This window comes from Fructobacillus tropaeoli (assembly GCF_001047135.2).
GTDB classification, from domain to species: domain Bacteria; phylum Bacillota; class Bacilli; order Lactobacillales; family Lactobacillaceae; genus Fructobacillus; species Fructobacillus tropaeoli.
In genome coordinates this window covers 127,764-143,643 of record NZ_DF968079.1, presented here as the reverse complement: position 1 = coordinate 143,643, position 15,880 = coordinate 127,764, and the positions used below count along the sequence as shown (strand labels likewise).

Below are 15,880 nucleotides of genomic sequence, written 5' to 3'. Positions count from 1 at the left end.
GATGTTTACAGGAATTGTGGCGGCGGTTGGCCGGATTACGGCAGTGGAAGAAATAGACCGTCAAAATTATGCTTATACCATCCAGGGACCCACGGGGTTCTTTGATGATAGTCGGTTGGGAGATTCGATTATGGTTGCTGGGGTTTGCCTGTCGATTGTTGATAAATCAGACCAGCAGGCGCGCTTTGAAATTATGGCGCCAACGGTTGCGCAAACAACGTTTGGCAATCTGGCCGTTGGGGACCGGGTCAACCTTGAGAAAAGTTTACCGCTGACTGGTCGATTGGACGGTCACTTTGTTTTGGGCCATGTTGATGGCCGGGGCAAAATTATTAGTCAAAAGAAAGTGGGGCAGACTATTGAGCTGGAAATTCAGGTCGAAGATGAAAGCCTCTGGCCATATTTTGTTTCCAAGGGGTCGGTCGCGCTGGATGGAACGTCGCTGACGATTGTTCGGGTTGTCGGTCCGGTGCTTACCATTGGTCTGATTCCAATCACGCAGGCAAACACAACTTTTGGCACGAAGCAGGTTGGCGATTTTGTCAATGTCGAAACGGATATTTTAGCCAAGTACAGCCAACGACAGGAGGCCCTCCATGTCTGAAAAAATCAGAAAAGCTATTGCGGCACTGCAACGAGGAGAATTGATTATTGTTCAAGATGATCAAAGCCGTGAAAATGAAGGCGATTTGGTTGGTTTGGCCGCTTTGGCCAGCCCGGCTAAAATTAACCAGGCATTGTCAATCGGTCGGGGCGTTCTCTGTGCGCCGATTACAGCCGACCGGGCGCAGGCCCTTGACCTGCCAGAAATGGTCCAGCAGAACAGCGAAAAATTTGGCACACGGTTTACGATCGCAGTCGACCATGTGGCCACAACGACTGGTGTATCGGCCAATGATCGAGCACAGACATTAAGGGAACTGGCTAATCTTTCGGCGAAAGCGACTGATTTTGACCGACCGGGTCATATCTTTCCTTTGATTGCGGTAGCTGGTGGACTGAAGGAACGACAAGGACATACGGAAGCGGCTGTGACCCTGGCTGAATTGGCGGGTGTTCCCCCAGTAGCCTATATTATTGAAATTTTGCGTGAGGACGGTACGATGGCCCGACAAGAGGATCTAGCAAAATTAGCCAAGGACCAGGGATTGGAATATATCAGCATTCGAGACATCCAGGATTATATTGATCAAGAGAAAGGCACCAAATTGACTGCTGGACCCAGGGTTACGTTGCCAACCCGTTATGGCCAGTTTTTCTTGACTGATTTTATAGCGAGAGGTCAAGAGAGAGAACCAGATTTGTTGCTTGAAAGTTGTCAACCGACTGAGACTGTGCCACTCGTACGTGTGCATTCGGAATGCGCTACCGGGGACTTATTTGGTTCCAAACGCTGCGAGTGTGGGCCGCAACTTGAAACTGCCCTAAGCCAAATCGGACAAGAAGGTGGTGCGGTTGTTTATTTACGGCAGGAAGGCCGTGGGATTGGTCTGCATGACAAGCTCAAGGCCTATCTCTTGCAGGAAAATGGTTATGACACGGTGGATGCGAACTTGGCTCTTGGTCATCAGGCTGATGAACGCGATTATGAGCGGGCAGCACTGATGCTCAAGCAGGCGGGGCTGACCAAAATTCGTCTGTTGACGAATAATTTGGATAAGGTAGCAGCCTTGCGTGCCTACGGGATTGATGTGGTTGACCGCGTGCCATTAGAAGTTGGCCAGGCAAATGAGAATACAGCCTACTTGCAGACGAAGGCTGAAAAATTAGGTCAGGTTTTTACTCGCTATCAAATTTAATGGTTTGCAGTTGCGAACGGGGATGACCAGGTAGATTGTTAGCCAAACGGTAAGCAGTTGATGATTGAGGTTGCCGGCAGATTGTTAATCACTCTCAGATTTATTGATGAGTATTCGATGACGGTGGCGACCTGTCGATAAATTAAACAGCCTTACCCTAAAAATAGTCATTCAAGCAGTTGGTACCCAAAAATAGAAAAAGGATTGAAAAGACAATGAAGACATACCAAGGAAAAATGTTAAGCCAAAGTGAAAAGCCCGTTGCGATTATCGTTTCGGACTTTAATACCGCGATTACGGAGCCCCTTGTAACGGGGGCGATAACACAATTACAGCAACAGGGATTAACGGAAGACGAAATGGTGGTGGTCCATGTGCCCGGTGCCTTGGAGATTCCAGCCGTGGCACAAAAGTTGGTTGATAGTGAGCGCTTTTCGGGACTAATTTGCCTTGGGGCCGTGATTCAGGGAGAAACCGACCATTACCAAGTGGTCGTGAACCAAACGGTTAGTCAGATTGCTAACCTTGCCAGAGTCAGTCCGATTCCGGTGGTCAATGGCGTCCTAACCACCAACACTTTTGACCAGGCGGTACAGCGGTCGGGTGGTAAGGCCGGCAATAAGGGCTTTGAGGTGGCTGGTTCGCTACTACTAATGCGGTCATTGTATGAGCAGTTGGCGATGCTGTAAGTCGGGCCGCGAACCGTTGCTACTAATGCGGTCATTGTACGAACAGTTGGCGATGCTGTAAGTTGGGGAGCGAGTCGTTGCTGCTCATGCAGCCAGTTGGCGACGCTGTAAGTTGGGCCGCGAACCGTTGCTCTACTAATGAGATCATTATACGAGTAGTTGACGACTCTTGAGGCATACTAATCCGCAAGCAGCTGGTAACTTTCTAATTTCTTAGGCAATGGCGTTCTGCCATTGCCTTTTTCTATGAAAAAATGTGAAAATAGCCGTGGATAGTGGCGCAAGGGGAAGTATATTTTGTATAATAGAGGATACGAACGCCTGTTCTCTTTAGGCGAGTTGATGCAAAGAAAGTGGAAGGAAGACGATGCTTAGTTTTATTCATGCCGGGGACGTTCACCTGGGCAATCCCTTTACCGGGTTGAGCCAAAATCTGAGCCCGGACTTTCAAAAAAATGTGCAATTGGCAACCTTTACGGCGCTGGACCGCTTAGTTGAATTTGCGGTCGATCAAGAGGTCGACTTGGTCTTATTCCCAGGTGACCTGTACCACGGTTCCGATAATTCACCACTGATTCAGGAGCGCTTAACAAAGGCTTTGACCCAATTGGACCAGGCTGGTATTTGGTCTGCTATTTCCTTTGGAAACCACGATTTTCAGCAAGGACAGCAGGTTCATCCAACCTGGCCAGACCGAGTTTTGGTTTTTGGCCCAGAAGTTGAAACAAAGACGATCACGACAAAATCAGGAGCGAAGGTCGCTATTTCGGCCTTTTCTTATACGGACCGGCAGCACCGCCAGTCGGCTTTGCCGGACTTCCCGGTTAAGCAGGCGGGGGTTGATTATCACTTGGGGATGTACCACGGTGTCGTTGGCCAGGATGGCGAGAACTATGCAGCCTTTTCACTACCAGACATGGTGGCAAAGGGTTATGATTACTGGGCTCTCGGCCACATTCACGTCCGCCAAATTCTCCACCGTAACCCCGTAGTCGCCTATTCTGGGAATCTTCAGGGCCTCAACCGCAATGAGGATGGCGAAAAGGGCTTTTTCCTGGTTTCCGACCAGGACGGCCAGGGTCTAGTACCGGAATTTTATCCGGTTGCCCCCGTTTTGTGGCAGCGAGTTCAAATCCAAAACTGTCCTGATTTGGCAACTTTGCAGAGCCAGTTAAATGCTTACCACTGGGAACAGCCAACTCTGGTGATACTTGAATTAACGGGGCAGGTTGGTCCGGACATTGAGGCGGCTGCACGCTTTGGCACCTTACTGGAAAGTCTGCAGGCTAGCCGGAAAAGTGACAGTGACTACTGGCCGGTGAAAGCCCAGATTGTCACAACGGCTGCTAACCAAAAGCGCCCAGCGTTGCCCGCTGATGTTGATTTGCAGGCGGCCATTCGCCAAGTGATCCAAGCAGACAGCGTTGGTCAGTGGCTTTCGGACCAGGCGCCAACATTTATTAGAGATTATTTTTATTCAGAAGAGGGTCAGGCCGACTTAGCCGACCGCCTTTACCAGGACCTAGTGGAAGGAGGCCAGGATGAAGATTAAAACGATTCATATTTCTGGTTTTGGTCGCTGGTCGGATTTAACACTGACTGATTTGGCCGACTTTCAGGCCTTTTTTGGTCAAAATGAAGCTGGTAAATCGACTCTCAAGGCCTTTATCTTAGGCGTTTTATTTGGCTACAAGGCGAGAGCTAGTCAAAAATACGAACCCCGGTCGGGGGCAGCCTATGGTGGCTACCTCGACTTAGAAATCAGCCAGGGAACCTACCGCATTCAACGGATGAACCGAACGCAGTCGGAGTTAACGGTCGTTAACTTGGCGGACGGTCAGGCCCTGGCCGATGGCGAAGGATTTTTGATCCAACTATTTGGGCCGCTTAGTCGAACAGACTATGAGCAGATTTTTGCTTTCGATGCTAAGGACTTGCAACTAGTCAACCAGTTAACGGGTCCTGATTTGGAAAAGCATTTGTTGACCTACACACAACCGCAAGCGTCGAAGTGGCTAGCATGGGCGACAAACCAGCAAAAAGAGGGGAGCCAACTCTTTGCCAAACAAAAAACGGGGAAGCGTCCGCTGAACCTAGCCAGCCAGGCCTACCAACAACGGCAAGAAAGTCGCTTCGATCAGGCGCAATCGCTAAACCAGTACCTTGAAAAGGGCAACCAGGTGGAAGCTCTGCAGAAAAAGATTGCGGGTCAAGACCAACAATTAGCAACCATCAAGGAGCAGCTAACAGCGGCTCAGGATTTGTTGTCCTATTGGGACCTTTATCAAGAAGCACTGGCATTGGAGGCCGCGGGGGCCGATGGGGGCCAGCAGGTCAACCGTCCCCAACAAAAAATCAGCACCGCAGACCAGGACAAGTTACAGCAACTAGCCCTGCAACTTGACTGGCTTAACCAGCAGCTAGCGGAGGCGAATGAGCGGCGGGCGAAACTCAAAGATGGTCAACTGGCCAACCTCAACCAGGCCGAAATTGTGGCTGTACTCCAGGAACTGACCGAAACGAGCCAGGCCCTCAAAGGGCTACTTGGCCAAATCCATAGTGCCAACCAGCAGGTTGAAAAGTTCAACCAGCAATTCCAGGGTCAGGCACCAGAACCGCTTGATACCGCTGATTTCCGCCTCCTGCAGGAACGCAACTATTGGTTGGGTGGAGCAGTGGCCAGTGTGGTTCTGTTAGTTGGCGCCTTTGCCTTAGGGCTGGGCCTTCCAGTTGCGGGACTGCTGGCCGTCACCATGGTGGCCACGGGTTATTTGGCCAAGCGCCACCATGACCGAGTCGCCGAAGTGATGGCTCCCTTTGCGCCATGGGATAAGGAAATGATTGTAGCGGGCCAGTATGATGCCATGTTGGCCCAAGATGCTAAAAAACGATCACGTGACCTCGGTCGCCAGGTTCAGACATTAGCTGACCAAATCAGTCAACGCCTGAACCAGATTGATGCCAAGCGCTTTGCCCACCTGCAAGAATCAATGGGGGACAATTACCAGGACCTTCTGGCCGCAGTGGACCAGGCCGGTCAATTGTACGGTTTGGATCCGGCTGCTGGCTTAAAGCGTCGGGTCGAAAAGGACCATGCGGCAGACCTGGAGCACCAGCTTTATCAGGAACGAGACCAGGTTCAGACCCAGTTACAAAAAATTTTGCAGGACAACGGTTTGGCCTCACTTGACCAGTTGTCCGCTGCCTTGGCCAAGCAAAATGACCGGGCTAAGAACGACCAGCGCTTGGCTGATTTATACCAACAGATTGGTGCAGACCGCCGCAAACAGTTGGTCAAATATCGAAATCGGCCTGCATTAGAAAAGGCAGTGGCTGATTTGGCAGAGGAGCAAAAGGGCCTCGAATTTGCTAAGGAACAGGCGACCAAGCAGGTCCAAGCCTTACAAGTTGACCAGGCCGCCATGGTTTCCGAAAGCCAGTTCCAGGATTTGACCCAGGAAGTGGCCAATCAGGAGGCACGCTTAACTGAGGACTTTGGTCGATATCTAGAGAAGTCGCTCTTGCCAGCCTTGATTCAAAACATTTTTAACGGCCAGGATCAGGACTTAAGTACTCGGGTCCAAGACCAGGCGGGAACGTACCTTCACCGCTTGACCCTAGGGCACTACCAAAAAATGCAAATTACCGAGAAGCAGGTGCAGGTCTTTGACCGAGACAACCAGTCCTTTACCTTGGCTGAATTGTCGACCGGGGCAGCGGACCAGGCCTATTTGGCCGTTCGCTTGGCCTTGATTACAAGCTTGCAGCTAACAGAAAACCTGCCCATCCTAGTCGATGACGCCTTTGTGAATTTTGATGAGAACCGTCAGGCTGAAGTGCTATCCTTATTACAGGACCTGGCACGTGACCGGCAAGTCTTGTTCTGGACCTTTACCAGTCAGAAAGTAGCCGACCAAGAGATTAATTTAGGAGAGATAAATGGCTAAGTTATTACTGCAGTACCATGAAAATGACGCGGTGGACGCCTTTGCCTTGTTAAAGAAGGCCGACGTTCGCCAAACCAAAACTGGCAAGGATTACCTGGCTTTGACCTTTTCGGATAGGTCGGGTGATATTCCCGGAAACCTCTGGGATGTAACCAAAGAGGGTATCGACCAGTTCCAGGCTGGTCGAGTCGTTAAGGTGACGGGTACCCGGTCAGCCTTTAAGGGCAACCCACAAATTCAAATCAGCCAGCTCCGCTTGACTGAAGGTGGTGAGCCTAGCTCAGCGGCAGATTTTATCAAAAGTGCCCCCGTTAAGAAGGCTGATTTGGAAGCGGAATTAACGGATACAATCTTTAAAATTACTCAACCAACATGGAACCGCTTGGTTCGTCAATTGTTTAAGAAGTTCCATGATGACTTTATGGAATTTCCGGCGGCCAAGACGAACCACCACGCCTTTGCTCGTGGCTTAGCCTTCCATAGCTTGTCAATTGCACGCTTGGCGGATAAGGTGAGCGACCTGTACCCTCAGTTAAATAAGGATTTGTTGCTGGCCGGTGCACTGCTGCACGACTTGGGTAAGGTGATTGAGCTTTCGGGTCCAGCCTCAACGGAGTACACTCGGGCCGGTAAGTTGATTGGTCATATCACTTTGATTGACGAGCAGCTAGTGTTGGCAGCGAATGATCTTAAGATGGATTTGAACCAGGAAGATGTTCTGATTTTACGGCACGTTGTGCTGGCCCATCATGGTCTTTTGGAGTACGGATCACCCGTGCGTCCACAGATGATGGAAGCGGAAATTCTTCACCAACTGGATGAAATGGACGCTTCAATTCAAATGATGACGGGCGCCATGGAACAAACCGAACCTGGTGAGTTCTCGAAGCGGATTTTTGCCATGGATAATCGGGCTTTCTACCGTCCGGAGAGCGTTCAAAGGGCAGCCGGTCCGACGGACGATGACTTGCCACCACTGCCACCGGAAGACCCGGAAGCGGGTTCGCCAATCGACCCAACGGCGCTGTTTTAAGCCCGAAACGGTGGCGCGTGGCCTTAAGTAAAGCTCAACAAGAGCGGGACTAAACCAAGTCCCGATAAAAGGGCTTGCTCTGGGACTGCGAATACCTGGGCTAACCCAAAGCCCATCCACAATTCAACCACATTAAAAAAGAGGATTCCGATTGGAATCCTCTTTTCTTTTTTTAATTGTTACTGATTGATTAAACGCCAGCGGTTAAGTAACCTGACAAAGAGTTTTTCAAATCAGAATCCTTGATACTAACATCATCCTTACGGAGAATCTTACCAACAATCTTTTGAATCTCAGTTGCGTTGTTTGAATCGCTCAAGAAGTCGTTAGTCAACTTATCCTTCAACTTCTGCTCAACCTTGCTTTCGGCTGGCTTACTTGCCATCTTGTCAGTGCGGACAACATAGTAGTTTGAACCAGATGAAGGCTTAACAGGTGATGATGAGTAAGAACCTGCATCCTGGTTAAAGGCGGCCTTACGGATTTCAGAATCAACAGTAGTATTTGTTGAATCGAAGGCAGGCAACTGACCGGACTTGTTAACTTGTGTATTCTTTGATGAATATTGCTTGTAAACGTCATCCCATGAAGTACCGTTGTTTAAGGCATCGATGGCCTGTTGAGCGGTATCTTGGTCCTTTGCCGTAATCAAAGAAATCGTCGTCTCAGGGACGTAGTTGTTATAGGCGTCGTTCAACTTATCCTTTGAAATCTTGTAGTTAGCCTTAACTGCTGCATTCATCACAAGCTTTTCGCGCAGTGATTCTTTGTACTGAGTGTCCGTCAACCCTGACTGAGTCAACATAGTAGCAAATGAATCACCATATTGAGCCTTAGCTGTTGTGTAAGCGTTGGTTACGTCTGATTTTGAAACTTGTGATCCGTAATGCTTTTCCAAGACCTTATCAATCACCATTTGGGCGAAGACTTGCTTACCAGCAGACGAGGATTTTACCTTGTCGTAGTATTCTTCTTGGGTGATTTTACCGGCATCGGTCGTGGCCAATGTCTTCGAAGTGGACAAACCGAGGTAGGCAACGCCAGCAACAAAGACGATGACGATGAATCCCCAGATAACTTTGCGGTGCATAAAATTAGTTTCCTTCCGAGTTGAAATAATTGATACAAAGACTATTCTATCACAGTTTTGAATCGTTCGACTGCGTTGCCTTCATTTTTTCTTGAACTTCTTTGATTCGATCGAGGTGAACTTGGTTTTCATATTGGGTGCGCTTGGCTGCCCGTTGTAATTCTGCCAAATCAGCCTGGTTTGCCTCGAGCGCTTGCGTTAAGACGGTGACTTGCTTTTTTGCCCGCTGACTGAGGCGCAAAATCGTCTTGAATTCCGTGATGGTTGCTTTTACTCGTGCAAATGCCATGGCTTACTCCAATTCTTTCTTAATATTTTGAGCGAGTTCCTCGTAACGGCTTTCGTCGTACTGGTCAGAATTGTCAATCGTTGGTGCTAGGGCGTCGTTTAAACCGTCACCATCGCGACGAGGAATCAGGTGCCAGTGAGAATGAATGACGGTTTGACCAGCTGAAGGACCATTGTTGGATGAGATATTGATACCGGTAATGGTTTTGTCGGCAGCCTTGATGGCGCGAGCCAAGACCGGTAACTTCAACAAAACCTTTTGAGCGATGTCATCATCGTAGGCGAAGATGTCATCGACGTGCTTTTTGGGAATTAAGAGCGTGTGACCAGGGGTAACCTGGGAAATATCCAAAAAGGCGAGTAAGTCGTCGTCTTCATAGACTTTATAAGAAGGAATTTCTCCTGCGATGATTTTGTCAAAGATATCTGCCATAATGGCCTCCTTTTTCCTGTATTGCTTTATTTTCTATTATAGCAAAATTCAGGCAAAACAACCGTTCTCAGACTAGAACCTGGTATAATAATGGCTATGGGACTATCAATTACAAAATTATATGGGGGCTATGCTGGCCAGGATGTCTTAAAAGACGTTTCCATCACGGTACCTGATGGGCAAATTGTCGCGTTAATCGGCTTAAATGGAGCCGGAAAGTCGACTACCTTCAAACATATTATTGGGGAACGACCAATTCGAGCAGGAAAGGTGGTTTTGAATGAGGTGGACCTCGTCCAGAATCCAACCGCCTTTAAGGAGCAGTTGGCCTATATTCCAGAACAGCCAATCCTTTATGACGAGTTGACCCTGGCGGAACATATTCATCTCATGTTGGCCAGTCATGGTCTTGATGACCAGGCACATTGGCATCAGGCGATGACCTTGTTGGCAACATTCCGCTTGGATGATAAGTTACACTGGTTGCCTAAGCATTTTTCCAAGGGCATGCAGCAAAAGGTGATGTTAGTGGCAGCTTTCAGTCTCGAAGCACCATTAATGGTCATCGATGAGCCATTCCTTGGTCTAGATGTTTTGGCCCAAAAGGCTTTGGTCCAACTAATGGAAGACCGAACCAAGGCGGGTGGCGCAATCCTTTTGACGACACATTTGCTGTCCTCGGCGGCAGCCTTTGTTGATCAATTTGTCTGGCTGGACCAGGGCGAGGTTCGCGAGCAGGCAAGCCCCGAAGAATTGGCGGCCGAACACCAGATATCCTTAGCTGAAATGGATGAACTCTTTTCATGACGGCTGACAGTAAGAAACTTGACTTAAACCGGCTCTACAAGAACCGGTCAGCGGCTACGAATCGGCAAAATCAGCGTTACCTTCGCCTGCTGTTTAACGATCATTTTGTCGTCTTTCTTCTTATTGTAATAGGGGTGGCCATCTTGGCCTTTCAATCACTAGCCAAGAAATCCCTGGAAACGCCAATTGCTTTTTTACCATCCTATTGGCAGTTGGGTCTGATTTTCTGGTTGGTTTTGGGTCAACAGTTCGGCTCCTTTGTGACTTACCTCAAGCCGGCCGACCGGGTCTTTCTCTCGGCTAGTGATGACTTCCTAACGAAGACTTACCTTAACCAGGCTTGGCGTCGTTCCTTCATCTTAGCCATTGGTTGGCAGATTGCTTTTCTCGGTCTTGCCTGGCCAGTGATGAATATCATTGGTCTCGGCAATCCTGTTGATTGGTCGCTATCCTTGCTTACCTTAGTGGCAAGTAAGGCCTTTATGCTCGTTCAGGCCCTTGACCGCCATGAGCGGGGGAATACCTGGACTGGATTTGACCAAACGCGAGCAAGCTGGTTAATTCGCCTTGCCATGCCATTTGTTTTGGTCTTGGTGATTGTATTATTACCTGATCCATGGCGACTTTGGGTTTTGTCGGGATTAACGGTGATTCTAGCAGCGGTTGCAGTGACTTGGTTCTTGCAACACCAAAAGGCGCAGCGGGCGATTGATTGGCATGTCGCTTTGACAACGAGTCAGCGGCACAGTCAGGCGGTCTGGCAGTTTTATGGTCTCTTTGCCCAGGTACCCAATCAGGGTGCGGTGGTCAAACGACGGGCCTACCTGGACAACTTGCTTGGCCGGTTCTCCTTTCAAAAGGAGCCGATGCGCCGGTTGTTCTGGATTAAGCTCCTGCGCGGTGGGGACGAGCTCGTCTTAGTTCTTCGCCTGGTTGTGGTTGGGCTGATTTTACTGGTGGCCTTGCCCAAGGATAGCTATTACCTGCAGGCAGCCGGGATGGCGGTGTTGGTCTACTTAATCAACTTCCAGCTACTGCCGGTCTTTGAAAAGACGCGGGCGGTGCTGTGGTCACGGTTAGCCTTCGCGGATAAAAATCAGCAAGAAAAAACCTTCTTGGTTGTCTTAGCCGAAATTACTAGTACCGTGATTGGCTTGACCTTCTTGATGATGTTGCTGATAGCGGGTCCTGCGGCTGCCCTAGCTGTTTTGGCTGGCGGTCTACTTTTAGCCTTAGTTCTTTATGGACTTTGGCTTCCAAAAACTTTACACAAAAAGAATTAAAAGGAAATACTTATGCATTTACGTTCAAAACCATGGGCCAAACCTTGGCTTGAAGCTCACACTGATTTGGTCATTGACCAGGAACACGCACAAAAGTTGCGCGGCCACTGGCAAGAAATTTTTGACCAAGACCAACCAATTCACGTTGAAATCGGTTCCGGAAAGGGTCAGTTCATTATGGAAATGGCCAAGAAGAACCCGCATATCAACTATATTGGGATGGAAATTCAAGAAACGGCCGTGGCGATTGCTGCCCGCAAGTCTTTTGAGGCTGTTGGTATTTTGCCAAACCTGCGTTATCTTTACGGTAATGGTTCAGGAGTGGAAACTTATTTTGAGAAGGGTGAAATCCAAAAGATTTACCTGAACTTCTCTGATCCATGGCCAAAGTCACGACACGAAAGCCGTCGTTTGACTTATAAGACCTTCTTGTCTTCTTACCGAGCAGTTTTGCCAGAGGGTGGGGAAGTCGAATTTAAGACGGATAACCGCCATCTCTTCGAGTATTCTTTGGTTTCCTTCATGGACTTTGGAATGCGCTGGACACCAGAAGACTACACTTTGGACTTGCATGCTGATGCTGACAAGGTTGAAGGCAACGTTGAAACGGAGTATGAACAGAAGTTCATGGCTTTGGGTCAGCCAATCTATAAGGTGAAGGCTCATTTTTAAAGATGTTCTAAAAAACGACCGAGAGGTCGTTTTTTTATTGTCTTGAGAATGTTTGGGCGGGGAATGGATAGGTTTGAAGCCAGCAACGCCTGACGGCAAAATAAAAAATCCTCTTATCAACTTTGACTGGGAAGCGCAACAATACGACCAATCAATTTGCTGGTAAGAGGATTTTTCTGTGGGGATGTTTCTTTTTAAAGGAAGTTTCTAGTGTTACGGAAACCATCGATTGCAAGCTTGGCTGAAAGTTGGTCAGGGAAGCGCTGGACGTGGAGGTTAACGATGTCGGAGTTAGCAAACAGCTCGACTCGCTGAACAAGGTAGTGGGGGGTGTCAACGCCAGTTGTTAGCGAAACGATGTCACCGCTTCGAGGGGTGATGGGCAGTTGAACGTCAGTTTCAACGCGGGCTGAGGCCATAATAAAGTTGTATTGAACCATGGGCAATTTCCTTTCACGAATTTGATGGTTGTGTACGAATGATTGATTTCCTACTAATATTTTATTGAAATTTGACCGGAAAGTAAATCAGATTGGCCGAGGCCGAGATGAAATTTTGCTTTTGGCTTAGTTAACTTTTATTGTATACCTTCGACTTATAAATGCAACAATTGTTTTCCTTTGATTGATAAGATTGCTTAGTTTTTAACAGTGTGGTTTTTATTAGAAAATAATTGTATAATCGACACCAGTACGACACATTATTCTAAAATACTGTTGCGTACCTTTTGTTGCGAACCGGATTGGTGAAAATTAATACGAGTGTGGTTAAGTTTAGAATCAGAGGGGGACAATTAAACAATGAGTAATACCAAGAAAATTATTGGACTGGCAGCCGCGACGGCTGCTCTGGCAGGAGTTGCTGCTTCAAATACGACAGCGCATGCCGATGACACCACCCAAGGGACGTCAGCTGCTAGCTCCGGTCAGACAGGAACATCGACGCAAACAAAGGCGCAGGCGCAGGCTGCTGTTGATACCCAGCAAAAAGTGGTGGACTCTGACCAGCAAGCTGTTGATTCCCAACAGGCTACTGTGAATAGTGCCCAACAGAATCTGACCAGTACCACGGCTGCCACAGCAACTGCCAATTCCGCTTTGGCGACGGCTAAGCAGGGAAGTCTTACCTCTAATCAGCAATCACAGGTTGCAACCGATAACCAATCTCTTGCAACAGCTAAGGCAAGCCTGGCACAAAATCAGTCAGCCTTGACACCGGCACAGCAGACGTTGCAAACGAATACCCAGACTGTAACTGATTTGCAAAACAAATTGGCTAACACACCAAAGACTGTTGATGGTACAAGCGTAGCAACACCCACGGCTGATGATGGTGGCATAAGTAAAGGTGAGACGAATGGTACGATTAATTCGCAACAACAATTGCCATTGACATTGGTTAAGCCGGCTAATGTGGACCAAACAGCGAACAATGATAGTTTTTATGGTTGGTATACTGTCGGAGATGGTGACACATCAGCTAAGTTTGACGTGACTAATCAGGAACAATTGCAAGAATTACGTCAGTATGCGATGACCATTGTTAATTCTGGTCGTGCATCATTTGGGGTCAATCCGGTTAGTTCTTATGCACAGTTGGATACCAACATGCAGAAGGAAACGCAATTGCGTTACCAAGACCCAAAGGTAAAAAGTGGCTATCCCCACTATATGAATATTGATTATTTGAAGGGGATTGGTTTTATACCAAGCACTTATTCACAGGACTTTAGCACTTCTGGGGACTCAAGCCAAAATCCAACAACCATGTTACAGGCAAAGGTTTGGATTTTAAATGTTATTACCGCCATGGTCTATCAAGACGGATCCAACCAATGGGGTCATCGCGATTCCTTGATGGGTATTACAGATGATTTGAAGCCAACAGCTGAATCGGCTAACCAGGGTATTGCGATTAATTTCAGTTTAAGCCCAATTAATGGTCAGGTTGAACAACTATACGATGTTTATGCTATCAATAGTGCTTCGCAACAGGCTTTGCTTGGACAGCAGACCAAGTCTGCTAATGATTCAACGGTTGATCCTTCAATTTATACTGCTTCATCGACAAGTTCGACTAGCACGCCATCAACAAGTGCGGCCGCTACCTCAGCCGTTACGACGGATAGTGTCGATGAAACGGAGGAGCTCGGTGCCAGCGAGGTTGCTGATACATCAACACAGGTGACAAATCCAACTTATACTGATTTGCAAAACCAAATTATCTTGGCCCAACAGGCGAAGGCTAATGTGCAGACAACTGTTGATAATTTGAACAGCACGATTGCTAGTCTTAACCAGCAAATTTCTGATTTACAAAATAAAATTAATTCTGAAAGTAATGGTACAGCTGATACGGCGGATGTTGCTGCTAAGCAAAAGGATTTGGAAACTGCTCAGGCAAATCAGGCTCAGGCACAGTCAACGTTGGATGCCGCTCAAAGTAAGTTGACTGATCTGCAAAAGCAGTTGAGCACTGATACTGATGATTTGAAGTCGAAGCAGGCATTGCTGTCGCAGATTGAAGCGATTGATAATACCTCAGCGACCGGCGGAAGCACGAGCGGTGGAACGTCAACAAGCGGTGAATCTACGAACAGTGGCACGTCAACAACAGGTGGCACGACGAATGGTGGTACATCTACGACCGGTGGATCCACGAATAGTGGAACTTCAACTACTAGTGGCAATACAACTAGCGGAGCGTCAACCACAGGCGGCACCACGAATAGCGGTTCGTCAACGACCGGGGAATCCACGAACAGTGGAACTTCAACAAGCGGTGGATCTACGAACAGTGGCACGTCAACAACTGGTGAATCCACGAATAGTGGAACGTCAACGACCGGGGAACCCACGAATACTGGAACGTCTACAACCAGTGAATCCACAAATACTGGAACGTCAACAACCGGTGGATCCACGAATAGTGGAACCTCAACGACCGGTGAATCCACGAACAGTGGAATTTCAACTACTGGCAGCTCAACGAGCGCTAATGCTGCAGTACCAGCAACTGCTGTTTTGAATAATGGCATGGCGAGTGAAACGCCAGTTTCATCGATTGCTTCGACAACTGGAACGAATGGCGGAATCACAGCAACGCCAGTAGCAACAACTCGCGTTGAAAAGAACAGTTCGGTCTTGCCGGCTACTGGTCAGCGTAATCGTGGCAATCAAGGAATTTTAGCACTTGCATTTGCTGGTATTTTGGCAATCTTCGGGGTAACTAGCAAGAAAACCCGCGAATAAAAATAACAAGTTCTTCATTGTTTTTAACTGAAGCCAAAGGTTTTTAGAACCTTTGGCTTTTTTATGTCTAAAAAATGTCGGATGAAATCAGAATTGTGATTTTAAAGAGAATATCATGTCGAATGAAAGCTATTAAGAAATATATTGATTATAAAGAAATGTTATCACAATAATTATATCGTTTCGTGATATAATTGTAACAATAAAGGTGATTAGTTGCTACTGATGGCGTTTCATAACGTTTTGTTTGAAGTGTCAATCAGTTAAAGACACTGACAAATTTAAGCAGGTTCAAAAATTAATTCAATCATAAAAAGGGGAGTAGGGCAATGAATGTAAAAGCGGTAGTAGGAACAATTGCAGGTTTAGCAGCGGTGACGGTGATTGATGTAATTGCCTTTTACCTCATTGCCGTCTTGTTGATGCACAATATGGATCAAATTTTAGCTGTCTGGGGGATGATGACTAAAATTGCGTTTTTGCATCAGTTTTAATTAATGAATACACGTAAGTATAAGTAACATCATTATTTGTTATAGTGAATGGCTACTCGCTAGTTTTAATAGCAATGCTTGCTGAACCTTGTTT

15 protein-coding genes are annotated in these 15,880 nt (G+C 47.6%); 11 read left to right on the top strand and 4 right to left on the bottom strand.

Annotated features, from left to right (window positions below):
• The first annotated feature begins 1 nt into the window (after window position 1).
• From AOQ32_RS02510 to AOQ32_RS02485, 6 genes are all read left to right on the top strand, one after another.
• Window positions 2-604, top strand: coding sequence for a riboflavin synthase (locus AOQ32_RS02510; protein WP_059393447.1), 603 nt, complete (start codon window positions 2-4; stop codon window positions 602-604).
• Window positions 597-1,799, top strand: a complete 1,203-nt coding sequence (locus AOQ32_RS02505) for a bifunctional 3,4-dihydroxy-2-butanone-4-phosphate synthase/GTP cyclohydrolase II (protein WP_059393446.1) — start codon at window positions 597-599, stop codon at window positions 1,797-1,799. Before AOQ32_RS02510 ends, AOQ32_RS02505 begins: the two co-directional genes overlap by 8 nt.
• Window positions 1,800-2,014: 215 nt before the next feature.
• A complete protein-coding gene (gene ribH / locus AOQ32_RS02500; RefSeq protein WP_059393445.1) occupies window positions 2,015-2,488 on the top strand; it encodes a 6,7-dimethyl-8-ribityllumazine synthase in 474 nt (157 codons plus the stop codon).
• 367 nt (window positions 2,489-2,855) lie between these two features.
• Window positions 2,856-4,040, top strand: coding sequence for a metallophosphoesterase family protein (locus AOQ32_RS02495; protein ID WP_059393444.1), 1,185 nt, complete (start codon window positions 2,856-2,858; stop codon window positions 4,038-4,040).
• A complete protein-coding gene (locus AOQ32_RS02490) occupies window positions 4,030-6,435 on the top strand; it encodes an AAA family ATPase (RefSeq protein WP_059393443.1) in 2,406 nt (801 codons plus the stop codon). Before AOQ32_RS02495 ends, AOQ32_RS02490 begins: the two co-directional genes overlap by 11 nt.
• A complete protein-coding gene (locus tag AOQ32_RS02485; protein ID WP_083994362.1) occupies window positions 6,428-7,468 on the top strand; it encodes a 3'-5' exoribonuclease YhaM family protein in 1,041 nt (346 codons plus the stop codon). The genes AOQ32_RS02490 and AOQ32_RS02485 overlap by 8 nt, the downstream gene beginning before the upstream one ends.
• 190 nt (window positions 7,469-7,658) lie before the next feature.
• Here AOQ32_RS02485 and AOQ32_RS02480 read toward each other — a convergent pair whose 3' ends face one another.
• Genes AOQ32_RS02480 through AOQ32_RS02470 form a run of 3 tightly spaced genes read right to left on the bottom strand, consistent with a single transcriptional unit; the run spans window position 7,659 to window position 9,279 of the window.
• Window positions 7,659-8,558, bottom strand: coding sequence for a peptidylprolyl isomerase (locus tag AOQ32_RS02480; RefSeq protein ID WP_059393442.1), 900 nt, complete (start codon window positions 8,556-8,558; stop codon window positions 7,659-7,661).
• Window positions 8,559-8,607: 49 nt separating this feature from the next.
• Window positions 8,608-8,847, bottom strand: coding sequence for a hypothetical protein (locus AOQ32_RS02475; protein ID WP_059393441.1), 240 nt, complete (start codon window positions 8,845-8,847; stop codon window positions 8,608-8,610).
• A gap of 3 nt (window positions 8,848-8,850) precedes the next feature.
• A complete protein-coding gene (locus tag AOQ32_RS02470) occupies window positions 8,851-9,279 on the bottom strand; it encodes an HIT family protein (protein ID WP_059393440.1) in 429 nt (142 codons plus the stop codon).
• Between the two features lie 96 nt (window positions 9,280-9,375).
• Between AOQ32_RS02470 and AOQ32_RS02465 the strand changes: the two genes are divergently transcribed.
• From AOQ32_RS02465 to trmB, 3 genes are read left to right on the top strand one after another with little or no spacing between them, the layout of a single operon-like run.
• Window positions 9,376-10,086, top strand: a complete 711-nt coding sequence (locus AOQ32_RS02465) for an ABC transporter ATP-binding protein (RefSeq protein ID WP_059393464.1) — start codon at window positions 9,376-9,378, stop codon at window positions 10,084-10,086.
• The gene (locus tag AOQ32_RS02460) at window positions 10,083-11,369 is read left to right on the top strand and encodes an ABC transporter permease (RefSeq protein WP_059393439.1); all 1,287 of its coding nucleotides are present in this window, start codon (window positions 10,083-10,085) and stop codon (window positions 11,367-11,369) included. The genes AOQ32_RS02465 and AOQ32_RS02460 overlap by 4 nt, the downstream gene beginning before the upstream one ends.
• Window positions 11,370-11,381: 12 nt before the next feature.
• Window positions 11,382-12,041 carry a tRNA (guanosine(46)-N7)-methyltransferase TrmB gene (trmB, locus tag AOQ32_RS02455; protein WP_059393438.1) on the top strand — a complete coding sequence of 220 codons (660 nt, stop codon included), beginning with the start codon at window positions 11,382-11,384 and terminating at the stop codon, window positions 12,039-12,041.
• A gap of 194 nt (window positions 12,042-12,235) precedes the next feature.
• Here the strand turns inward: trmB and AOQ32_RS02450 are convergent, their stop codons facing one another.
• Window positions 12,236-12,481, bottom strand: coding sequence for a hypothetical protein (locus AOQ32_RS02450; RefSeq protein ID WP_059393437.1), 246 nt, complete (start codon window positions 12,479-12,481; stop codon window positions 12,236-12,238).
• A gap of 360 nt (window positions 12,482-12,841) precedes the next feature.
• On the opposite strand from AOQ32_RS02450, the gene AOQ32_RS02445 reads away from it, so the two are divergent.
• The gene (locus tag AOQ32_RS02445) at window positions 12,842-15,292 is read left to right on the top strand and encodes a hypothetical protein (protein WP_059393436.1); all 2,451 of its coding nucleotides are present in this window, start codon (window positions 12,842-12,844) and stop codon (window positions 15,290-15,292) included.
• Window positions 15,293-15,621: 329 nt separating this feature from the next.
• Window positions 15,622-15,786, top strand: a complete 165-nt coding sequence (locus tag AOQ32_RS08635; RefSeq protein WP_158531858.1) for a hypothetical protein — start codon at window positions 15,622-15,624, stop codon at window positions 15,784-15,786.
• Window positions 15,787-15,880 lie beyond the last annotated feature (94 nt).